A 21,423-nucleotide genomic window follows, 5' to 3' on the forward strand; every position below is an offset into this window, starting at 1 on the left:
GATCAGGTGCGGATTTCCGCACGCGCTTCCTTCAGGTGGGTATAGCCGCCGACGACCCCCTCCTTCTCCCAGCGCTCGACCGACAGGCGGGCGATTTCGTCAAGCGAGGTGAACTCGACGGCGCCGAAATCCTTGAACGTGCGTGAAGGGTCGAGCAGGATCGAAGGTGCGTCGTCCGGGCCGAGCGGCTTCACTTCCGGCTCCGGATAGTCATTGATCTTCATGGCTCGCACCACGGAATCGTAGAGCTCCTTGATGGCGACATCCTTGCCCGACGAGAAGTGATAGGTGCCACGGCCGACACCGTCGGCAGCCTTGATGACGACGCGAGCGAGATCACCCGCGTAGCAAAAGTCGCGGCGCGCCGGCGTGACGAAGCACTTCTGTCCCTTGGCCAACCGCCCGTAGAAGATCGGCAGCGGACCCGACACGTTTCGCGGCCCGATCACGTTGGCGAGGCGGAACGTCACCCATTCGACGCCGGAGAACTGCACGTAGTGCTCGCCGGCCGTCTTCGAGATCGCGTAGCTGGAATTGACGGGGTTGATCGGGTGGTCCAGCGGGATCGGGGATTGCAGCGGCTTGGTGCCGTAGCAGAGCGCCGTCTGGAAGTAGATCAGGCGCGAGACACCGAAGGTCTTGCAGGCCTTCGCGATGTTGGCCGTACCGACGGCGTTCACCAGCGCATCGCTGCTCCAGTCCTCGGGATCCTTGTAGGACGCCGCGGTATGGATGACGACCTCGGGCCGGAAGTCCGAGAACAGCTGATCGACCACCGCGGAATTCGCGATCGTATCCTCAACCAGGGTCAGGTTTGCGTGCTTGGTGAGGTTGTCGGCTCTGCCGGTCGCATAATTGTCGATCGCAACCACCACGTCGCCGCGCGACAGCAGCATGTCAATCACAGTCGATCCGACCTGCCCGGCTCCGCCGGTTACAAATACTTTCATAGCCACCATCCAGATTGAGAAGTTTAAGCACTGACCATCGCGCGGAACTCGGCCGCCCGGTCGTGAAACCGTTGGTGCCAGAGTTCCAGACTGAGGAGACCCCAGGTCTTTCGGGAGAAACGGGACTGCTCGCCAAAACTGGAGAGCACGACATCACTGTTGAAGAACGGGCGATGCTTCGAGCGCTGTTCACCGAAGATGTCGAGGACGAAGTCCTTGAGCTCACCGTCGAACCATTCCTTCAGCGGAACCGGAAAACCCATTTTGTCGCGGCGCTGCAACAGCGCTTTCGGCAGGGTCTCGCGATAAGCCGTCTTCATGAGCTGCTTCATCTGCCCGCCCATGAACTTCACGTCGGCCGGCACGGTAGCGAGAAACTCCACGAGCGGATGATCCAGCAACGGCACGCGGCTCTCCAGGCCGTGCGCCATGCTCATACGGTCCTCGACGTGAAGCAGCGCCGGCAACAGGCTCTTGAAGTCAAAGTGCGTCATTTTGTCGAAATAGGCTTCCTTCCGCACATTGTCCTGGTTGTTGAAGATGGCGCGGAAGGACTCGAACACAGCCTCCTTGTTCAGCGCGCTCCAATCGACCTCACCGACCATGTCGGTCGAACGATCGACCAGGCGGAAGTACCTGCGGTCGAGATCCTCGAACAGGCCGGCGCGCCAGAATTCCTTGATCATCGGCTTGTATTCGCGCAGCAGGCCGAGATTGGGCACGATCGACTCGATTGTGACCACATAGTGGCCACTCTGATAGGTACCATCGATCGCCGCCTTGATGCACTGCTCGAAATAGGCGACCAGATAGCGCGCATAGCCGCCGAGCAATTCGTCGCCGCCCTGTCCGCCGAGCACGACCTTGACGTTCTTCGCCGCGAGCGCGGACACCATGTATTGCGGGAACGATCCCGGCCCGGCGACCGGAAAGTCGAGGTGATAGATCACATCGGCGATGCTGTTCCGGAAGTCGGCGGCAGTAATGTCGACCATGTGGAGCGACATGTCGGCCAGGTCCGTCACGGTCTTGGCGTAGCCGCTCTCGTCATACCCCGGGAATTCGAGAAAGCGCCCGTGAAATGCGTCACGGCTGCGGTGATCCAGCTTGGACGCCATAAGGGCGACCAGACTGGAGTCGAGGCCTCCCGACACGTAACCGCCGACCGGAACGTCGGAGCGCAAGTGCACCTGCATCGAGTCGTACAACAACTCGGTGAAGCGTCGTTCGAAGTACACAGGGCTGCGATCGAAATCGACATCGTATTGCACGTCCCAGTATCGGGACGTCACGACTTCGCCGCCCTCGAGCCGAAGCAGATGGCCGGGCAGCAGGGCCGAAATCCCCTTGAACAGGGTCTTCTTGCCAATCGTGTACTGAAACGTGAGATACTCGCTCAGCGCATCGGCGTCGGTCTCGATGTCGCTTAAGAACGGTAACAGTGCCTTGGCCTCCGACGCGAAGTAGAAGATCCCCTGTTGCACCGTGTAATAGAACGGCTTGATCCCGAAGCGATCGCGAGCGGCAAACAGCTTCTTGTTTCTTCCGTCCCAGATCGCGAAGGCGAACATCCCGCGCAGATGATCGACGCAGCGCTCGCCCCATTTGGCGTAGGCGGCGAGGATCACCTCGGTGTCCGAATGGGACTGGAACGTCCAGCTGTCCGAGAGCTGCTCGCGAAGCTCGATGAAGTTGTAGATCTCACCGTTGTAGGAAATCACGGTGCTGTTGGCACCCTTCATCGGCTGGGCGCCGGCAGGTGACAAATCGATGATCGCAAGCCGGCGGTGGACCAGCCCGACGCTACCGGCGTCATCACTCCATTGCCCCGAGCCGTCGGGTCCGCGATGCGCAATCAAGTTGCTCATCGCGTTGAGCGACGCGACGCGCCTTGCGACGGGATGACCGGACAGAGATGCAAATCCTGCGATGCCACACATGAATTCAGAGAACCTCGATATTCAAGATCGCTGCAAAGACACTAAAGCGCTATCCGCGAATTCTGCGCGCGAGCGACGACATCTGACGGACAAGCGTAACGATAATTGTATGAAGGAAGTTGGGTAGCAACCTGATTTCCTTCACATCATCGATGTGATGCTGATGCGCCCGAAGAACGGCGCGGGTAAACGACTCCCTTAAGGAAAGCTCGTCTGTTACCGCACCGGTTGAGCTACCGCAATCAGGGAGTCGTCGCCCCTTCTTGATCGCAGCATCACGAACCTCCGCTAGCAGACCCGCCACGAAATTCCTATAGCGGAACTTCGGATCCTCCACCAAGGCACGGTAACAGGCCTCGATCCGCGCCTGGTTGGCGTCCTCGTCCTGCATCTGCTCGTAGACGTATTCAGCATTCGAGCAATCAGGCGCGAGTGCGATGTAGTGCTCACCCGCCCTAAGGGCGCCGCCGTAGTTGCCGGGCGTCAGTATCTGACAGGACCGCGCGATCGCTGCCTCGAACAGACGCGGCCCGGCTGCGGTATAGACCTTCCTCATATCCTGACCGGCAAAGCAGGCCTGCTCCAATTCCTCGAAGCTGGCCGCCGGGTTGCGCTGCAGCCGCCGCTCGACGCACTCCCTGATCTCCCCTCTGGCGTCCAGGAGCGAACTTCCGCTCTCGCAGCCCAGGGTGAACTTGCTGTTGCCCAGAAACTGCAGCCAAGTGTCGCCAACGAGGGCGTCGCGCGCCTGCGTTGAGATATCCAGCTTCAGCTGGCGATCGGCCATGCTGGAGCGGAAGCGATCGCCCAGTTCGGTCTTCAGCTGACCAATTTTGCCAAAATAGGCGGGCAATGCCCTGGCCCTGTAGCCGACGTCGATCTCCCGGTCCCTGAACGGCACGGCAAAGCGCTGCGTCAGGCCGATGTCGGCGTCGTCGACGTATCCCGTCAGGGCCTCGAGCACCCGGGCATGCTTCCGCGAACGAGGATAGAACTCCACACGATGGTCGTAGCAGACGGAATAGACGAGATCGACTTTCCAGTCCGCGAGCCAGTTGTCGAGTATCTCGGCGTGATCGTACTCGTCCTGTGGCAGCGCCACCTTGACGGCATCCGATTTCGCGACGAAGTCGTAGGCATCGAGGATCCGGTCCAGCCACAGCGATTTCGGCCTCGCCCATCTCCAGCACAGAAACGTGGTGTCGAGAATGATCGCATCGAAGGTCTGTTCGCGAAGACGGGCAGTAACGGGTTGGCGCGTGCTATGCAGCGTATATTCGTGCTGAGGAGCGTATTTGACGAGCGCGAACGCGTGATTGATCGACGTACGTCGCGCCGAACCAAGATCGTCGAGTTCGTGCAGGATAAGGATGCGCACGATCGAGGACTAACCCTGCACCCGGCAGCGTGGGACCGCAACAACTGTCACGCATCAATCCCGATGAGGCGGCGAATTCTCGCGCGCCGCAAAATGATCCCTTTCGCCCAACGACGGAGCGGACCTGGCGTCAGACGCGCCACATGGATGACGCCCCTCGCGGCAACAACCTTCGCGATGATGACCAGACGGTGGCGCACCGTCTGCTTCGCCTTCCGGATCACTCGCTGCATCAGCTCCCGGCGCCGGTTGCGGCGCTTTTCGCGCTCGAGCAATGCGACAAGCTCCCCTTCGGCATAGCACCGTTTCGTTGCCGCCATTTCGGGGCGGTATCGACGGTCAATGGCGCGATCGACCTGCCGGACCATTGCCTCGAAGCTGTTGTCGGGATTGAGCGCAACCTCACGATAGGCCCGATCGACAATCTCCTGCGCCCGTGCGGAATCGCGCAGCACCTCCATGACCTCGGCCACGTTGGAATGATCCTTTTTCAGCGGCACATAGTGCCGCCAGGGCTCCAGCCTTCCCGAATAGGTGCCCTCGTACAGGATCATCAATGTTCGTAGCGCGGCCGCCTCGAAGCATCTCGGCGAGATGACGGCAAGAATGACGCGATTGTCCTCGTCCTTGAAATAAAGATCGCGCAGCGTTTCAAAGCTCGCCGATGGATCACGGGCCAGATGTTGATCCACGTTGCGCTGAATCTCGCCTGTGAAGTCGCAAACGCTGGCGCCACTTTCGGTGCCGAGGACCGCCTTGCAGTTGGCAAGGAAATCGACCCAGTTCTCGCCGTAGATGCGGTCTTCCTCGCGCGTGGACATGTCGCAGGTCAGTCCGTACGGGGCAGCATCCGCCTCAAACCGACCGGCAATCAGCCACTTCTCCTGGGCAAAGCTTCCCAACCAGTCGGGAACCTTTCTCGCACGGTAGCCGACATCGATGGATCGATCCTCGAGACGCGGCACCTTCCTGTCGAGCAATTCGCCCGGCACGTAGCCGGTGAGTACGGTTTCCCGGACGACATTCGGCAGCCGATCCTGCGGATAGTATTCGTCCATGATCTCCTGGGGCACTACACTGAACAGGATATGGATGCCGAGCTGTCGGAACGCGGCCATCGTGTCGTTTATCCAGCGATACTCGTCCTGGATGAAGGCTGCTTTCAGCCCCTTGAACCTGCAGATGGCGGCCCGCAGATTGGGACCAATATAAGTGTCCATGCAGGCGACGAGAGAATAGTGGATGATAACACCGTCAAACCGGTCGAGCTCGAGCAGGGTGGATACGTCGCCCCGCGAGTTGAAGATCTGGATCGAGTGCCTGGAGAACTCCTTCAAGCCCATGACGTGGTCGATAATCGTGGAGGCGCTGCCCGGCATGAAATCGCAGAGCAGCAGAAAGTTAAGACGCTTGAGATTGGGCGCGTCGACCGCAGTGAGCGGAGGGACCGGATGGGTGACTGGAATCATCTGGGCTACTGAAGGTTGGTTTGAAAAAAGCTGGCCTAGTGCTTCTCTTTGAGAAGGCCGTCAATTTCAACGTAAGCTTCGCCGGACCGCTGACACTTCAGATCGTCGCCGAGCCGCTCACCCGCCCTGCTCATCCAGCCGATCCTTCTTGCCGGATTTCCTGCCATCAATGCAAACGCAGGAACATCCTTCGTGATCACCGAACCGGCCCCGACAAAGCAGTACTCGCCCAGCGAATGCCCGCAAACGATGGTCGCATTGGCGCCGATGCTCACGCCGCGTCCGATCGGGGTCTTCCGAAACTCGTCTTTCCGCGAAACGTCGGCGCGCGGGTTATTGACGTTGGTGAAGACGCAGCTCGGACCGCAAAACACGTCGTCCGCAAGCTCGACGCCATCGTAGATCGAGACGTTGTTCTGGATCTTGCAGCCGTTTCCGATCTTGACGTTTGGACCGATCATCACGTTCTGGCCAATCGAGCAATTCTCGCCGATCACCGTGCGCGACAGAATATGGCAGAAGTGCCAGACCTTGGTGCCGCGCCCAAGCATGGCGCCATCGTCGACGTAGCTCGATTGATGGATCAATACGCCCGGGAAGCGCGGATCCTCGCGCATCTCGCTCATTTGTGCATCGCCTTCTGGGCAAAGGCGTGAACGCCGTTGCTGCGAACGATCGGCGCCGTGCGGAACGTGGAGACGATGTCGATCGAGGGGCGGACTTCGTCTAGGCGAAAGCCACGGCCTGCGACGATCTCCTCATAGCTCCTAGTGTGAAGATCAGTGAATCCCTCGGAGAACTCGACCTCCTCGCCGTCGACGGTGATGGAGCGGAAGGTCGTCTTCTTACCCTTCACGCTGTCAGGCAGATCGTTGCGGTCCAGCGACAGGAACCAGCTCACGTCGGCGCGCTCGCATTCCAGCGAGCCTGCAGCCCGCTCCGCCTCGCGCAGATGCGCCTCGTTGCGGCTGGCGGAGCCGAACACGAAGCTCAGCATGTCGAAGAAGTGCACCCCGATATTGGTGGCGACGCCGCCGGACCTTTCCTCCGCGCCTTTCCAGGAGGTGTGGTACCAGCGCCCGCGCGATGTGATGTAGGTCAGCTCCACCTTGTGACGCTTCTGCGAATTGGCGAAGCGGTCGCGGAGCGCGATGATCGCCGGATGCAGGCGCAATTGCAGGATGGTGGAGATGCGCCGGCCGGTATCGCGCTCAATCGCCGCCAGTCCGTCGATGTCGCCGGGATTGAGCACCAGCGGCTTTTCGCAGATCGCATCCACTCCAGAACGAAGCGCAAACCGGCAGTGCGCGTCGTGAAGGTAGTTCGGCGAGCAGATGGTCATGTAATCGAGCGTCTTGCCGTCGCGCTGCAACGCACCGACGTGGCGATCGAACAGCTCGAATTCCGTAAAGAACTCGGCATCGGGAAAATGGCTGTCCATGATTCCCACGGAGTCGTTCGGATCGTAAGCCACCGCGAGCTTGCCGCCAGTATCGGCCATCGCCCGCATGTGCCGCGGCGCGATGTAGCCGGCGGCACCGATCAGCGCGTAGATCGTCATGAATTTCCTCTCTTCGAACTTTCCGTTTGTTTAGGCAGGCTGTTTGCTTCAGGCAAGCTACCGCACTCGGGGTGAATCGAGCTCACACCCAAGCCAAGAAATATCATCACGCCCGCCGGGCAGCAGACGTGTTCAAGCCGCGGCGATCAGATCCGCCCCGACAAGAACGCGAACCTTGCGGCCGAGCAGGTTCAAAAGAACAGCCACGCGATGGTGATCGCTGGCATCTTCCACGAGCGCAAGACTGTCGACGAATGCACCCTGGACAATCCTCACGGTGTCACCGGGCGAGAAGGCCGGCCGGCGCACGAGCTGAATGAATCCGGCCTCGTCCTCGCGCGATCTCAGCGCCTCGATGACGCCACCTTCAACCGCGGCCGGCCGGTCTCCCACGCACACGAGATGCGAAACACCGAGCGTCGATTGAATGGCACGCCAGCGCTGGGCCGCAACGTCGATTGCAACGAAAAGGTAACGCGGGAACAGTGGCCGCGGCACCAACTCCACCTTCCGCGCATGACTGCGGCGCCTCTGATAGCGGGGAAGGTACGTGGAGAAGCCCTGCCGCACGAGGCCAGCCGCCGCTTTTGCTTCGGCGTTGACCTGCGTCTGCACGACGTACCAGCGCGAGCCGGGCTGCATCGCCATCACGCCCCCTGCGACTGCTTTGGATGCAGACCCAGCAGCTCCGGAGCGAGCACCTTCTCTACCCCGAACTTGTTGACCGCCTGGTCGAATACATGTCTCGCGCCGGTCAAATGGGTCACGACGACCGCATCAAACGGCTCGCCCACCAACGCATAGGAGGAAACCACCTTGACGCCGATGAACCGGCACGCGGTTGCATCGGGATCAACGATCGCAAGAACCGAGATCGGCCCGTCGACCGCGCACAGGATCGCGATTTCGCAAAGGTCCGATTGCCCGGCAAGCACAACCCGCCGGAAGCCACGCGCCTGCGCGCGTTCGAACAGCTTGCCGTATTCGCCCTTCGCCTTGCGGAAGAGCGAAAAAGAATCGGACAAGAATTGGACGGTGAGCCGCGATTTCTCGGAGAAGCCCTGCGGTGTAAGGTAGTAGGCATATCGCCGCGCGGGCGCCGACCCGACCTTGATAAAGCCCTTCTTGATCGCCCGCCTCAGGTAGGCGTTGACCAGGCCGAGCGCGACGCCCAGTTCGGCTGCGATCCGCCGCTGCGACTGTGCGCCATCCGCCTCAAGCGAGGTGAGCAGCCCGAGCACGAGCCGGTCGCTGTCATTCTCATCCGTCGGTAGAGTGCCCGCCATCACGCCTGTCCCCACTGGAGAGGCTGATAGCGCGTTCACTCGATGAACGTCAAGCATATTCGTTCACGCCATGAACATCGCAACTATCTGATTATAAAAGAAATTATCTTCGGGAACTGTGTTACAATGGCCACAATTCAGACAGGATCACGGGGCCCGGCCAGATATTGCGCCGCGAGCGTCGAGTAGCTGTAGCGCTGCGCGGCGACGACACGATCACCGCGCGGACGCCCCGGACCGTCGAGGGCGGCGCGCAGGGATGCCGCAAGCGCATCAGCATCGTCAGGTGCGCACCGTGCGGTCACCAGACCCTCGAGCCCGGCCAGCGCCCGCTCCTCACAGGCAATGACGCTGCGCGGCGCGAACAGGCAGTAGTCGAACAGCTTGTTGGGGCTGATGCCATGGTGATAGAGCGCGTTCTTGTGGAAGGCGACGACCGCGCAATCGGACGCGTGCAGCATGCCGTGCACGACCGATCGATCAACCTCGTTGTGAAACTCGACATTGCCAAGCGCCGCCGCCCGCTGTTCGAGCGCGCCCCGCGAGGTGCCTGAACCGATCATCACGAAGCGAATCTCGGGGTTCGATATGCCGAGGATCGCGGCTGCATCGAGAATGGCCTCCACGGCGTTCGGAGGGCCCATGCCGCCGGCGTAGAGCACCACGCGCCTGCCCTGCTGCTTCAGCAGATTGATGCGATCGATCAAGGGGTGGCGAAGTGTCTCGATCGTCAGCGCGCTTTGGATCTCGCCGTCGGAGACCCCATTCGGGATCCACAGGAAGCTGCCGGCCGACAAGCCACGCGCCCGCATATGCGGTTCTGCTCCGGCCAGCAGGCAGATCACGCGATCTGCCGCGCGATACGCGGCGCGCTCCTTCCAGCCGAGCACCTTCATCAGCGGGTGCCATGCCGGGGTCATTCCGAGCGCAATGATGCTCTCCGGCCAGAGGTCGCGGACCTCCACCCAGAACCTCGCATCGAAACGCCGCGCGACCTGGTGCGCCCCTGAGACGAAGAACAGATGCGGGCTCGACGCGATCATCAGATCCGGCTTGCCGAACTGTGCGGCAATTGCAGGCGCCGCCGAACCGAAGGCCGGCCCGAAGCGCAAATTGTTGCGCAGCCGCCCCAGGCTGCCGCTGGTGTAGCGCGGTGTATCGAGAAACCAGAAGTCGATGTCGTTGATCCGCTGCGGTCCTGGAACGCGCGGCTGTCGGTGCAGGTGATGGAAGGCGGCGCTGACCACCACCACCCGGTGCCCCATCTTGCCCCAGGCGTCCGCCAGCCAGAACGGGCGATAGTGACGCCCCAGGCCGGGTCCGCCGGCAAAGGGATGCACCAGCCAGATGTTCATACCGCCGCCTCGGGTGAAGCAAATCGCTGGTAGAGGTCGTTGAGCGCCGCAGCGTCGTGCTGCCAATTGAAATTCCTGGCAACCGCGGCCCGTCCCGCCAGCCCTAGTCCGATCGCCATTTGAGGATCGTCCGCGAGCCTCGACAGGCTGTCGAGCAGGGCCGCGCGATCGCTCAGCGACACGACGATGCCGCAGCCGGCGGCCTCGACGATCTCCTTGGATTTCGGCAAATCACTCGAAATAACAGGTAGCCCAGCGGCCATATACTCAAAAAGCTTGGTTGGAAGTGAGAGCAAATAATTCGGTTCGGGCAACAGCAGGTTGAGTCCGATGATACTTTCATTCAGCAGCGTCGCGATCTCGCGACGTCCCAGCCTGCCCCTATATGACACGTCGGCGGATGATTTCTCAAGCCAGGCTTGCTCTTCGCGGCCAATGGTTCCCGCGAGCACGAGCGGCAGCCGCACTGCGGCACAGGCTTCGACCATTTCGACGAGTCCGCGATCGAAGCTGGTGCGGCCCACGTAGACTGCCTGGCGCCGCCGCTTTGTGATCGGCGTCGGCTCGATGAATTCGTCGAGCCGCACGGTGTTCCTGGCCAGTGTGACATCAGCACCATAGCTCTGAAAGCGATCCGCGATCGCCGGTGTCGCCGCCACGATCGCATCAAAGCGTCGCGCGGCGCTTCGCTCCACCAGTTCCATCGCGCGCGCCACAAGAGGCCGCATCCAGGGCCAAATCCACCGCTTGGAATGGATGTCCGACGGCACGTCCTCGTGAACGTCATAGACCACCTTGCACCGCCGGCTCTTGAGCCAAAGCGCGAACGGAATCAGTTCCGGATCGTGGAATTGCACGACATCGGCGCCGGACGCGCGGGCAAGCGCAAGCGCCGCTCGTCCCGCGACCCACGGGCGCTTCCATCGGGCAACCGGCGGCACCTCGATCAACTTGAATTCAATGCGCCCTGGATCGCTCGGACGGGGTGATCGCGCCACGACAGTCACGTCGTGACCGGCCTCGGAGAGGCTCCGCGCTTCCTTCTCGACGATTCGAATGTCATCGGCCGAATGGACACTCGACAACATGCAAATCTTCATGGAGCTTCAACCCCGAAGCGCTCAGCCCAAAGCGCCACGCAATAGAGCCGCCAGCGCATTCCGAGGTCGAGCCGGTGAAATTTCCTCTTCACCGCAGCCATGTCCGCGTACCGAGCAAGCAGTGCGCTGCCGGCCACCTTTTCATACATCACAGGCGAGTGTCGATTGAGCCATAGCTGATCGGGCGCGGCGAAACCGATCTTGTCCTTGCGCCAGGATATGTTGGCCGGAAGAACCTCCTGCATGGCTGCACGGAGCGGCCACTTCGTCCACCCGTTGTTCAACTTGATGCGCGTTGGCAAGCTCAATGCAAACTCAACAAATCGGTAATCCAGGAATGGCAATCGCGTCTCGATCCCAAACCGCATCGAGTTCTTGTCCTCGAAACGGAGTAGCATCGGCAGGTTCGTCTCCGTGATCTCCAGTACCTGCATTTCCTGCGCGTCCCTCGTCTCCCGCGCAAAACGGCGAAGGCACTCCGGCAAGTCCGGGTTCTTCAGGAAGGCGTATCGCCAGCGGTAGAATGTGGCCCTTAGCACCGCCGAGCTGGCGCCAAACAGGTACATCAGCAAGCGTTGAGCCGAAACGCCAGCCTGTGTGGCCGCGCGGAAGGCGGTGAAAAATCCCCTTACACCGGAGCGATCCAGCTGGTCGCGGAGCCACGCCGCATAATAGCGATGATAGCCCAGCAGCGTCTCATCGCCCCCCTGACCATCGAGCAGCACAATCACGCCGTTCGCGCGCGCCGTCTTCATCACCTCGTATTGCATCATGATCGAGGGGCCAGCGAACGGCTCTTCCTGCACCTCGAGCAAGGCGTCCGCAGTCAATGCGAAATCCTCGTAGCTCGGCTTGGTCCGCAACCAGTTCAGCTCGGCCTTTTCCACGACGTCGGCCGCGTAGGCTTCCTCGTTGTTCGCCGCCTGCTCGCTCACCGCAGTAATTGCAAAGAAGCGACCATTGGAGGACGAGGCGTAGTGCCTTGCGGCCAGCGTCGCGACGCTCGAACTGTCCAAACCTCCCGACAAGCAGGTTCCGACGCGAACATCCGAGCGCAGGCGCAGGCGCGTCGCATCGTCGAGCAGTTCCGCCAGTAACCTGGCCGCATCCTGTTCGTTCGCCACGGCCAAACGAGGCGCCAGCGAGTAATAGCGCTCGATCTCGATCCGCCCCGTCGACACGTCGACGCGCAACTTGTGTCCGGGCGGCAGCTTCTCGATACCCTTGAAGAAGGTCCGGCTGGTGTGATCGCTCAAACCGCAGACGAGAAAATCCCTGACGAGATCGTCGTCCGCGATCGAACGCCCGATCAGGGGAAGCAGCTGGCGAATTTCCGAACCGAACGCTAACTGCGTCGCCGTGTTTGCGAAGTAGAATGGCTTTACGCCAAAGCGATCGCGCGCGCAGAACAGCGTATTGTCGCGCTCGTCGTGAATCGCGAACGACCACATGCCGTTGAAACGGTCGAGGCACTTCTCGCCCCAGCGGACATAGGCCGCCAGCAAAACCTCGGTGTCGGAGGCGGTATGAAAGACGTGACCGAGCGCTTCGAGTTCTGCACGAAGCTCGAGATAGTTGTAGATCTCACCGTTGTAGGTGATCCAGATCGGGAGCAGGCGATCGCGCATCGGCTGCGCGCCGTCGTCGGTCAAGTCGATGATGGCCAACCGCCGGTGCCCCAACCCGACCGCGCCATTGACCCGCACTCCGCGCCCATCCGGGCCGCGGTGAGCGACGAGATCGGTCAGTCGATCGACTTGATCAGCATCAACGAGCCCGTTCTTGGCGACTAGGCCGAATATGCCGCACACGAGTGACTGACCTATATTCGCTTGGGTTTCGTGGACAATGCGACAGGAAACGCATTCGAGCCGCCATGGCTTGAAATCCCATCCGGCGCCTGAGCTCACCTCTACCCCGTTCACGCGATGAACGTCAACCTCACCGGGTGAAGGAGCGCTTGCGCGAGCTGACTTAACGCCTATCTTCCGATCGGTTCACCGACATCCTGACCTGCGGCCTGTCGCATTGTCGCCGCAAAACTCGCTGCGAACGCGCTGACATTGTCATCCTGGTGCGGGACGACGTTCCGAATGATGGGCCCGTGAGCGTCCTGCGCGGCCTGCATCAGGTGGTCTGCCAACGCGACCGGATCGTCGACGCCGAAATAGCGGGCGCTACCCGCGGACTGCTCCCGATGCACGTCGATGTCCGACAGGATCATCGGAACGCCAAACGACTTCGCCTCCTCGACGGTCGTGCTCCAGCCCTCGAAGCGCGACGGGTTGATCAGTGCGGTTGAGGCGCGCAGCAGCGCGTAGACATGCGGCAGCGGGATAACGCCGAGGTGGCGGAAGTGCGCTTCAAGGCCGCGCTTTTCGATCTCGGAGTTGACCAGATCGTAGTAGCCCGGCTCGCGCCGATCTTCCTTGCTGCCGGATGCACAGATCACCACGTCGACCGCCCGCCTCTTCAGGATCGTCAAGGCGTCGACGACGAGCTGGTGGTTCTTGTGGCGATAGAACTGATTGGGCAGGTAGAAATAGTTCGCCGGCAGATTATATGCCGCGATCACGTCCGACGGGTCGGTGTTCAGGAACGCGGCCGGCGGCTGGGTCGCGAAGCGAACGACGCAGACCTTGTTTCTTGCGCCAGGATAGTAGGCCTTGAAATCACGCAGCGCGCTCTCGCTGCTCAGCATGATGGTGCGGCCTGAGGCGATTTGCATGCGAAAGCCAAGCTCGCGGCGCCAGCGTGCCGTCGTTGGAAACAGTTGCGGCAGAGAGCGGTGCTGCAGATCCGGAATCCAGGCCACGGCCGGATGCGCGAGCCGCCAACCAAAGAAACGTGCCGACTCGACGACGACATCAATCCCGGCGCCGCGAAACACCGCCGCGGCTCCGCGATCCAGACCAAACCCGAGTGCCGCGGCCAACCCTGGCTGTCCATCGAACGCTTCCGATCGAACGACCTCGACACCCGGTATTCCGGCAAGCTCCGCGAGCTCATTCTGCTCGGCCCTGTTCCCGGCAAAGACGATCGGAACGAATTCGCCGGGCAGAAACCTGGCAAGCGCCGCAAACAGATTGCGCTGATAATTGTAGCCGCCGGCCCAAAGCCGTCGCGAAATGTGACTGAACGCGAACCGCAATGGGCGGGGCGTCACGAAGCCTGCCCCTTGAACCAGGCTACATAATCGGCCAGGCCCCGATCGAGCGGAATGCGCCAATCGAACCCGATCTGGCGCAGCACGGCATCGTCGGCCAACAGGCTCAGGGGATCGCCGGGCCGGCTTACGCCCGAGTGTCGCACAACGGTATTGCCACCCCACTGCCGGATGAGACCGGCTGCGATATCGGCAACGCTGGTCCCGCGGCTCGACCCGCCGTTGATGACCCAAAAGGCCGCCGGCGACGACGGCGCTGCGACGCTTGCGAGCAGCCTTGCGACATCGCGCACGTCGGTCCAGTCGCGGATTTCGTTGCCCGTCCCGCCAAGCGTGAGCACCTGCTCGTTGGCCGCCAGCCGCGAGCAGATGTCCCAGAGCAGTTGCTTTCGCAAATTGGGTCCATAGACCGAGAACAGCCGCACGATCGAGCAGCGGATGCCAAACGACTGCGCGTAGCTACGACACAATTGCTCCATCATGAACTTATGCTGCCCATAGGGCGACATCGGAGCTGCAATGGCACTCTCAGGAATCGGGCCGGCATGATCGGCTCCATAAACGGCCGCACTCGACGCCGCGATCACCGCGCAGTTCGGCGCGGATCCGCGCAGCCATTCGAGCAGCCGCGCGGTGCTCGCCACGGTCCGCGAAAAGTCTTCGAACGGCCGCTCGATCGAGATGCCGACCGATGATCCGCCAGCCAGATGAAAGATCTGCGCCGGTAGCCCGTGCGCGGCTGCGAGCGCGTTGAGATTGGCCGCGTCGATTTCACCGTTGATCCAGCTCTGCAAACCAAGCCGCCGGGATTCCGCTGCATCGAGTGCGCCGTGCCCGACGCCGTGCACCGCATGGCCCGCTCCCGCCAGCTGATGCACGAGATGGCGGCCGATGAACCCATTCGCGCCTGTGACCCAGACGATCATCGCTCAGGCCTTATGACAGACAAAGGAGTAGAGCCGGCCCGGTCGATTGTCGAAACGTTCGGCCATCGACAGCAGCGAGCCGAACACAAGGCGTGACGCAAACGCGGTTCGCCACAGCGGCGCCACCGGAACCTTTTGCGTCAACCTGGTCACGATCGCCGATTTCAAGGTCTCCACCGTATAGGGAAACAGGTTGATCGGGCTTTGCAGCGGCGCCAGCGTGTCGATCGCGGAAAACCCTGCGGCGGTCAGCGCGCCGATATAGCGATCGAGCAGGAAGGCATGCTCGCCCCCGTAAAGATGATGCAGCGGATGCTGCGCGAGGAACTGGGGAAGGTCCACCTCCTTGCTGATGACATGCTCGCGCGCGGCGATCAGCATGCCGCCGGGCCGAAGCACGCGAAACATCTCCCGGCATGCTCCCTCGAGATCGCGCGTGTGGTGCAGCACGGCGCGGGCGAAGACGAGATCGAACGCCGCATCGTCGAACGGCAGCCGCTCGGAGAACTCTTCGACCACCCGGATCGGCAGTTGCGTCTGCCCTGCCAGATCGCGGATCGCCGCCGCTCCCACGATCGCACTGGGATCCGGCTCGAGCGCCGTCACGGCAAAGCCGGTTCGGGCGAGCGCGTAGCTCGCAATGCCGCGGCCGGCGCCAACATCGAGCGCGGCGCCGGAACGGCCGGCCAGCAGCGAAGCGACCGCCTGCCACTCGGAGCTCCGGAAATAGCGTTCGGCAGCGTCGGCCAGCGGATCGTCGTAGAATGCATCGAGCACAAGCTGGCGCTGGTCCGGCTGATTGCGCAGCCAGACCACCGCGTCCTCCCAGGTGGTAAACTTGCGCTCACCGTTCATCGGGCCCAAGCTCCCTCACCAATACGGCCGGATTGCCCGCAACGATCGAAAACGCCGCGACATCCCTGGTCACGACCGCGCCGGCCGCGACGATAGCGCCCTGGCCCACCGTCACACCGCGCAAGACCATCGCACCCGCGCCGATCCAGGCATCATCGCAGATTTTGACCGGCCTCTCATCAAGCGAGATATCGTTGGGATGTCCACGGGTGAAAATCTGCTGAACCTGTTTGTGCCGCTCGGCCGCCCGCAGCGGGTGCGTGAGACTATCGAAGACATTCGCCGAATGCGAGATCAGGACGCGGTTGCCGATCTCGATCGACGCCGCAGACCAGATCCGGGTTCCTTCTCCAACGTAGCACCATTCGCCGATTCTGATCTCCCCACCATGCGCGAAGGTCATCAACTCCCCGCGGATAATGCTACTATCGCGGATGACAATTCGATCGCTGTCGCCGCGAGCGTTGCGAATGCGCGCTGTTCGCATTAATTTCGCACCCGCTCCAAGGCGACACGTTGCCCGTCCCACGAGTCGCCGCAGACAATAGTCGAGGTTCATCTACTCAACTCGATCAAGAGATGGCGTTAGCATCGCATGCCTTCTCGTCGAACCGGCCGCGGCCGCCGCGCCGCTCGAACCGACTTGCATCATCCCCTCGCATCGCGGTGCCCCGTAACCTTCACAATTCGGCGAGGCAGACCCACCGACCGACCATCTCAGCTGATGGATCAAGTCACCTGCAGACACAGACATCATCTCAGCGCAATCGCCCGCCCTTAGCCGGCTCTGTGTATCGTCTAGCACGGCTCAATCCGCGCGACGAGGTCGATAAACTGCACCCATTGCGAGGCCTTGCTGTAGGTCTCCTGCACGCGACTCCTGCCGGAGGCGGCGATCGCAGCCCATTGGGGCCAATCCTGCAGGCTGCGTGAGATCGCCTCGGCGGCCCGCTCGGGAGCGTCGTAGGTGCGCATCGTGACGCCGTCCTGCATCGCCTCCGGATAGTTGCCGGCATCCGACACGAGCAACGACCCGCAACCCATCGCCTCGAAGCAGCGCATATTGCCGCGATCGTTGCCGGCCATGTCGATCGCGCCATTGAGCACGATCTTCGCCGATCCGAACAGCTCGTAGAGGTCCCTGCCGAACAGCGGCAACCTCGCGATTCGCGCGATGGCGTCGGGGCGCCTGTGCTTGCGCAGCGGCAGCAATCGACCGACCGCGCTTTCGGCAAGCCGTGTCAGCCGCGACGCATCGAGACAGAACACGATCTTGCGGTCAGCCGCCAGGGCGGCGACCTGTTCGAGCGTCCTGCCGCGCGCGCTATGATGCCGCGAATATCCACCGACAAACGCCACGTCGATCGGCCGTTCGCCGTGGCCGTACTGCTCCATGACAGGGTCGATCGCGGGGAAGAAGAGTTCCGCCCGGCACCCCTTGCTGCGCCACGCCTCGAGGATCGAGGGGAAGTTTCCAAGCACCGCGCCATAGGCGGTGAGATCGGCATTTCCGGAGGGCGCGGCGCGCCAGCACAGCGTCTTCTTCACGCAGCCGGGAAGCTTGGCGACGAACGCGCTCGGATAGCGCACCGGATCGAGATTGTAGAACACCTCAGTTCTGTGATGCTCGATCTGCGCGAGCAGAATGGCCTCGAGCGTCGGCGCTTCCTTCATGCCCTGCTCACGCGCCCACTGGCGCTGCAGCACTTCGTCGTCGCCATTCGTGAAGAAGGCTTCAGCTGCGCCGTCGAGCACGGGCTTGAGAAAATGCGCGGCGCCAAACCGATCATGCAGGAACACGTCGCGGCGCGCGTCGAAACTTGACGCTTTTGCCGCGAGCTGGTTCAGCCTCGGCAAATAGGACGGATAGAGACCGCTATTCTGGAACAGACGCATTGGTTACGCGGACCTTGCCAACATCCATTTCATGTTCAGATAAGGCCAGATCCGGCCGACACTCTTCCAATCCCAGCTCTGCGACGCCGTCAAGCGGCCGACCGCCTTTCGAAGGGGCGTTTCGTCGACGAACTCGGCAAATGCCGGAACATTCCGCTCGAGCAGCTCTGCCGTCCAGCCCGCCAATGGCCCGTTCAGCCATTCCGGCATCGGCGAGTTGAAGCCTACCTTGCGGCGCGCGGTGCGGATGCTTTCGGGCATCAGGTTCGCCATCGCCTGCCGCGCCACCACCTTGGTCAGGCCGTCTGCCGACTTGCTCGTTTCTGGCAGCGCCATCGTGTAGGTGACCAGCCGCCAGTCCATGAACGGCATGCGGACCTCGATCCCGTGCGCCATCGAGAGCCGGTCGAAATTGCGCAGGATGGTGGGCAGCGTGGTCGAATGGAACATGCGGTAGAGGCGCCGGTTCAACGCACCCCATGTATCAGGCAATTCGTCATCCTCGGCGACCAGCGGCAGCGGCGCAGGCGCGGCCGCAGCGCCTCCGCGCAGGAAGTAGTGCCCCTCGCGCCTGATCATCTGCGCGCGCAGGAAGTCGATGCCGCGCTGTGCCAGCTGCGATCGTGAGGTGAGCGCGGCGGCTGCGTTCCGGATCCGGAATGCGGCCGGCTGTCCCTCCTGCAGGTAGGCGCCCATCAATTCGTCCGCGCCGTGGCCATCGAGTGACACGGTGACGTTCTGGCGCCGGAGCTCGCGATAGATCAACCACGGCGCGCTCGGCAGCCCGATATAGACGTCGTCATTGTCGTCGAGGATGCGGTCAAGGTCGGTGAGCGCGTCGGAGCGCCCGATCTCGAGAAAGCTCGGTGCCACCTCGGCCCACGCGGCCGCTTCCTCCGCCATCGGCCGCTCGTCATTGCTGGCGCCGGGAAAGGTCGCGACAAAGGCGTGTCGCCAGGCGGTCGAGTCACGCGGTCCCATGCCGGCCTTCTCATGGCTCGCCATGGCGCAGATCACCGCGGACGAATCGAAGCCCCCGGACAGACAGGTCCCGATCGGAACGTCGCTGCGCATCCGCAGCGCGACGGAATCCTGAAACAGGTCGCGAAAGCGCCCGACGCGCGCGGTCTCGGTATCCGGGATTGCCGGCAGGTGGTCCACGGTTCGCCACCAGCGGCGCACCTGCACACGCCCCTGGCGCAACCACATGCAGTGGCCGCCCTGCAGGCGGCGCAGTTGCGCGAACAGTGTTCGCTCGCTCCCTTCGATCCCGAACGGGTCAAGCAACAGCCGCCGCGCTACGTCGACATCGAGCGACGTTTCGACCAGCCCGCTCCGCGCCAGTGCGCGCTGCTCGGACGCGAACACGAAGCGCTCGGACGACAACGCATACAGCATCGGCTTGATGCCGAAGCGATCGCGCGCCAGAAACAGATTATCCGTGGCCGTGTCGTAGATCGCCAGCGCCCACATGCCGTTGAAGCGCAGCAGCATGTCCTCGCCCCATGCCTGCCAGGCGGCAAGGATCACTTCGGTATCGGACTGACTGCGGAAAACCGCGCCCTTTGCCTCGAGCTCGCGGCGCAATTCGAGGAAGTTGTAGATCTCGCCATTGTAGACGATCACATGGCGGCCATCGCCTGACACCATCGGCTGATAGCCGCCCTCGCCGGGATCGATGATGGCGAGCCGGCGATGGCCGAAGGCGACGTTTCGCTTGGCATTGAACCAGGTGCCCTCGCCGAACGGACCGCGATGCGCGATCAAATTGGTGAGCCGCGAGATGTCGGCCGGCTCCACGGGAGCTCCGCGCAGATTGACGATGCCTGCGATGCCGCACATGTCTAGATGGCCTTGAAGGGCAGGAAGCGACTGCTGATGACGCGGAGATCCCGCCAGCACACGGCGCGATAGGGACCGAGCTGCGACGCGGCGACGGCGGCAACGAAGATCGCCGCCGCCGACACGCCGTAGAGCGACACCACATACCACCATGACGGCGCGTGGTCGAATGACGCATGGCCGAGCTGCGAACGCAGCGCCAGCGCCATGGCTACGCCCGTGCCGAGCGGGATCAATACGAAATGCAACATCCGTGACCACATACCTGAAAGGCGGAAGGTTCGCCGCAGCAACAGCACGGTGATCACCATCTGGGCGACCATCCCGACGCAGGAGCTCCAACCGGCCGCCTCCCAGCCGAAATATGGCAGCGCGACGGCGCTGGTCGCCAGCGTGAAGATGCCCGTGACCAGCGAGATCAGCGCGTTGGAACTGGAGCGCCCCTGCGACAGCAGATAGAACGCAAACACATTGGCGCTGGACCCCAATATTCCGCTGATCGCGAGCACCACCAGCACCAGCTGGGCCTCGGCGGCGACCTCGGCGCCGGTCCATCGATGCAGCAATGCGCCTGCGACCGGGATCAGGCCACCCAGCGCGCTCGCGGCAAGCACATTGAGAATCCAGGACGAGCGAAGCAAGAGGTCGACCTTGCGATCGTCATCTTCCCTCTGCAGGGTGCTGAAGAACGGGAACAAGATCTCGCCGATCTTCAGCACACCGATATAGACAGCCTCCTCCAGCCGCTGCGCGACGCTGTAGAAGCCGACGAATTGCGGCTGCAGCAGCGCGCCGAGCAGATAACGGTCCGCCTGGCCTGCGAACAGCGCGCCGCTTTGCGCCGCGACCTGCCAGCCGCCAAGCTTCACCAGTGCACGCAACGCGCCGCGATCGAGCGCCGGCCGTGCCAGCCAGTCACTGATTGCGCGTCGCGACCAGGCGACGACCATCAGGAGATTGGTTGCGAAGCCCAAGGCCTGACAGCCGAGGAAGGTGGAGGCCCGCGGCGCGTAGGGGATCAGCAGCAGCATCGACATCGTCGTCACCACCGTACCCGTGATGCTGATCGACGCGATCCGCCGATAGTCCTGGCGCGCCGTGAACAGCGAGAGGAAGACGGCGAACAGGCATTGGAACAGCCAACCGGCGCCAGCCAATGCGAAGGCAAGCGCGAGGTCGTCGGCAGCCGCGCCGCCGAGGTGAAATCCCAATCGCGCGAGCGGTGCTCCCGCAACGCCGAGCAAGGCCGCAATCAGACAGCCCACGACGATGGCAAGCGCCAAGGCGGTCGCAAAAAACCGCCGCGCCTCGTCGCGATCGGACAATTCCAACCTTTGCGCGAGCTCGCGTGCCGTCGAAAGGCCGAGCGCATTGCTGAACATCAGCGCCGGCGCGACACAGGCCGTCACCAGACCCGCGACGCCGAAAGCGGCGAGACCGAGCCGGAAAATCACGAACGGCAGGATCGCGAGGTTGAGCAGCACCGCGACCGCGAAGGCGGTCGCGTTCCATGCCGAGTTACCGAGCAGATGGGATGGACCCTTTTTCACCGCCATGTCCGCTTTCGGTCCATCGCTCCGATACGCCTCAAGTGCCTCTTCCGTAAGGGCAAAACCCATTCGGCATGGCGACGGGCTAGCAGCCGGCGCGGTGATTGTCGAGAGTTGGCGGACGGCGGGGAGGTGTGGGGGCCAGGCCA

Annotated in this window: 18 protein-coding genes; all 18 read right to left on the bottom strand. The window is 62.4% G+C overall.

Annotation, left to right across the window (positions count from 1 at the left end):
* Positions 1–2 precede the first annotated feature (2 nt).
* Positions 3–950: an NAD-dependent epimerase/dehydratase family protein gene (locus ACE10X_RS29335; protein ID WP_253591609.1), complete on the bottom strand. Its 948-nt coding sequence runs from the start codon at positions 948–950 to the stop codon at positions 3–5.
* Positions 951–973: 23 nt separating this feature from the next.
* Complete coding sequence (gene asnB, locus ACE10X_RS29340) at positions 974–2,890, bottom strand: asparagine synthase (glutamine-hydrolyzing) (protein ID WP_253591608.1); 1,917 nt, start codon at positions 2,888–2,890, stop codon at positions 974–976.
* Positions 2,891–2,939: 49 nt separating this feature from the next.
* Positions 2,940–4,268 (bottom strand): hypothetical protein, encoded by a 1,329-nt coding sequence (locus ACE10X_RS29345; protein WP_253591607.1) that lies wholly within the window; start codon positions 4,266–4,268, stop codon positions 2,940–2,942.
* Positions 4,269–4,315: 47 nt separating this feature from the next.
* Complete coding sequence (locus ACE10X_RS29350; RefSeq protein ID WP_069275551.1) at positions 4,316–5,737, bottom strand: hypothetical protein; 1,422 nt, start codon at positions 5,735–5,737, stop codon at positions 4,316–4,318.
* Positions 5,738–5,772: 35 nt separating this feature from the next.
* On the bottom strand, positions 5,773–6,363 hold the full coding sequence (locus ACE10X_RS29355) for an acyltransferase (RefSeq protein WP_081334626.1): 591 nt from the start codon (positions 6,361–6,363) through the stop codon (positions 5,773–5,775).
* On the bottom strand, positions 6,360–7,298 hold the full coding sequence (locus ACE10X_RS29360) for a Gfo/Idh/MocA family protein (RefSeq protein ID WP_069275550.1): 939 nt from the start codon (positions 7,296–7,298) through the stop codon (positions 6,360–6,362). Before ACE10X_RS29360 ends, ACE10X_RS29355 begins: the two co-directional genes overlap by 4 nt.
* 132 nt (positions 7,299–7,430) lie before the next feature.
* The gene (locus ACE10X_RS29365; protein WP_253591604.1) at positions 7,431–7,946 is read right to left on the bottom strand and encodes a transcription termination/antitermination protein NusG; all 516 of its coding nucleotides are present in this window, start codon (positions 7,944–7,946) and stop codon (positions 7,431–7,433) included.
* On the bottom strand, positions 7,946–8,584 hold the full coding sequence (locus ACE10X_RS29370; protein ID WP_069275548.1) for a winged helix-turn-helix transcriptional regulator: 639 nt from the start codon (positions 8,582–8,584) through the stop codon (positions 7,946–7,948). Before ACE10X_RS29370 ends, ACE10X_RS29365 begins: the two co-directional genes overlap by 1 nt.
* A gap of 137 nt (positions 8,585–8,721) precedes the next feature.
* Positions 8,722–9,939 (bottom strand): glycosyltransferase family 4 protein, encoded by a 1,218-nt coding sequence (locus tag ACE10X_RS29375; RefSeq protein ID WP_370168384.1) that lies wholly within the window; start codon positions 9,937–9,939, stop codon positions 8,722–8,724.
* Positions 9,936–11,039: a glycosyltransferase family 4 protein gene (locus ACE10X_RS29380; RefSeq protein ID WP_375763237.1), complete on the bottom strand. Its 1,104-nt coding sequence runs from the start codon at positions 11,037–11,039 to the stop codon at positions 9,936–9,938. Before ACE10X_RS29380 ends, ACE10X_RS29375 begins: the two co-directional genes overlap by 4 nt.
* Positions 11,036–12,850 (bottom strand): asparagine synthase (glutamine-hydrolyzing), encoded by a 1,815-nt coding sequence (gene asnB / locus ACE10X_RS29385; RefSeq protein ID WP_375763238.1) that lies wholly within the window; start codon positions 12,848–12,850, stop codon positions 11,036–11,038. The genes ACE10X_RS29380 and asnB (ACE10X_RS29385) overlap by 4 nt, the downstream gene beginning before the upstream one ends.
* Before the next feature lie 170 nt (positions 12,851–13,020).
* A complete protein-coding gene (locus ACE10X_RS29390) occupies positions 13,021–14,268 on the bottom strand; it encodes a glycosyltransferase family 4 protein (RefSeq protein ID WP_370168387.1) in 1,248 nt (415 codons plus the stop codon).
* Positions 14,202–15,131 (bottom strand): NAD(P)-dependent oxidoreductase, encoded by a 930-nt coding sequence (locus ACE10X_RS29395; protein ID WP_253591599.1) that lies wholly within the window; start codon positions 15,129–15,131, stop codon positions 14,202–14,204. Before ACE10X_RS29395 ends, ACE10X_RS29390 begins: the two co-directional genes overlap by 67 nt.
* Positions 15,132–15,134: 3 nt before the next feature.
* The gene (locus ACE10X_RS29400) at positions 15,135–15,986 is read right to left on the bottom strand and encodes a class I SAM-dependent methyltransferase (protein ID WP_253591598.1); all 852 of its coding nucleotides are present in this window, start codon (positions 15,984–15,986) and stop codon (positions 15,135–15,137) included.
* Positions 15,976–16,545 (bottom strand): DapH/DapD/GlmU-related protein, encoded by a 570-nt coding sequence (locus tag ACE10X_RS29405; protein ID WP_069275542.1) that lies wholly within the window; start codon positions 16,543–16,545, stop codon positions 15,976–15,978. The genes ACE10X_RS29400 and ACE10X_RS29405 overlap by 11 nt, the downstream gene beginning before the upstream one ends.
* A 239-nt stretch (positions 16,546–16,784) precedes the next feature.
* Entirely contained in the window at positions 16,785–17,882 is a 1,098-nt protein-coding gene (locus tag ACE10X_RS29410) for a glycosyltransferase (protein ID WP_069275541.1), read from the bottom strand.
* Positions 17,883–17,885: 3 nt separating this feature from the next.
* Positions 17,886–19,724: an asparagine synthase (glutamine-hydrolyzing) gene (gene asnB, locus ACE10X_RS29415; RefSeq protein ID WP_253591596.1), complete on the bottom strand. Its 1,839-nt coding sequence runs from the start codon at positions 19,722–19,724 to the stop codon at positions 17,886–17,888.
* Positions 19,725–19,726: 2 nt separating this feature from the next.
* Positions 19,727–21,280, bottom strand: coding sequence for a lipopolysaccharide biosynthesis protein (locus ACE10X_RS29420; RefSeq protein ID WP_375763239.1), 1,554 nt, complete (start codon positions 21,278–21,280; stop codon positions 19,727–19,729).
* Positions 21,281–21,423 lie beyond the last annotated feature (143 nt).

This window comes from Bradyrhizobium sp. Pha-3 (assembly GCF_042258325.1).
GTDB classification, from domain to species: domain Bacteria; phylum Pseudomonadota; class Alphaproteobacteria; order Rhizobiales; family Xanthobacteraceae; genus Bradyrhizobium; species Bradyrhizobium elkanii.

Excerpts from the sequence above, each read along its gene's own strand:
- ACE10X_RS29350 (WP_069275551.1), bottom strand. The coding sequence starts at position 5,737 with ATGATTCCAGTCACCCATCCGGTCCCTCCGCTCACTGCGGTCGACGCG.
- ACE10X_RS29375 (WP_370168384.1), bottom strand. The coding sequence starts at position 9,939 with ATGAACATCTGGCTGGTGCATCCCTTTGCCGGCGGACCCGGCCTGGGG.
- asnB (WP_253591596.1), bottom strand. The coding sequence starts at position 19,724 with ATGTGCGGCATCGCAGGCATCGTCAATCTGCGCGGAGCTCCCGTGGAG.
- ACE10X_RS29410 (WP_069275541.1), bottom strand. The coding sequence starts at position 17,882 with ATGCGTCTGTTCCAGAATAGCGGTCTCTATCCGTCCTATTTGCCGAGG.
- ACE10X_RS29420 (WP_375763239.1), bottom strand. The coding sequence starts at position 21,280 with ATGGCGGTGAAAAAGGGTCCATCCCATCTGCTCGGTAACTCGGCATGG.
- ACE10X_RS29380 (WP_375763237.1), bottom strand. The coding sequence starts at position 11,039 with ATGAAGATTTGCATGTTGTCGAGTGTCCATTCGGCCGATGACATTCGA.
- ACE10X_RS29365 (WP_253591604.1), bottom strand. The coding sequence starts at position 7,946 with ATGGCGATGCAGCCCGGCTCGCGCTGGTACGTCGTGCAGACGCAGGTC.
- ACE10X_RS29335 (WP_253591609.1), bottom strand. The coding sequence starts at position 950 with ATGAAAGTATTTGTAACCGGCGGAGCCGGGCAGGTCGGATCGACTGTG.
- asnB (WP_253591608.1), bottom strand. The coding sequence starts at position 2,890 with ATGTGTGGCATCGCAGGATTTGCATCTCTGTCCGGTCATCCCGTCGCA.
- ACE10X_RS29405 (WP_069275542.1), bottom strand. The coding sequence starts at position 16,545 with ATGAACCTCGACTATTGTCTGCGGCGACTCGTGGGACGGGCAACGTGT.
- ACE10X_RS29360 (WP_069275550.1), bottom strand. The coding sequence starts at position 7,298 with ATGACGATCTACGCGCTGATCGGTGCCGCCGGCTACATCGCGCCGCGG.
- ACE10X_RS29395 (WP_253591599.1), bottom strand. The coding sequence starts at position 15,131 with ATGATCGTCTGGGTCACAGGCGCGAATGGGTTCATCGGCCGCCATCTC.
- ACE10X_RS29355 (WP_081334626.1), bottom strand. The coding sequence starts at position 6,363 with ATGAGCGAGATGCGCGAGGATCCGCGCTTCCCGGGCGTATTGATCCAT.
- ACE10X_RS29400 (WP_253591598.1), bottom strand. The coding sequence starts at position 15,986 with ATGAACGGTGAGCGCAAGTTTACCACCTGGGAGGACGCGGTGGTCTGG.
- ACE10X_RS29370 (WP_069275548.1), bottom strand. The coding sequence starts at position 8,584 with ATGGCGGGCACTCTACCGACGGATGAGAATGACAGCGACCGGCTCGTG.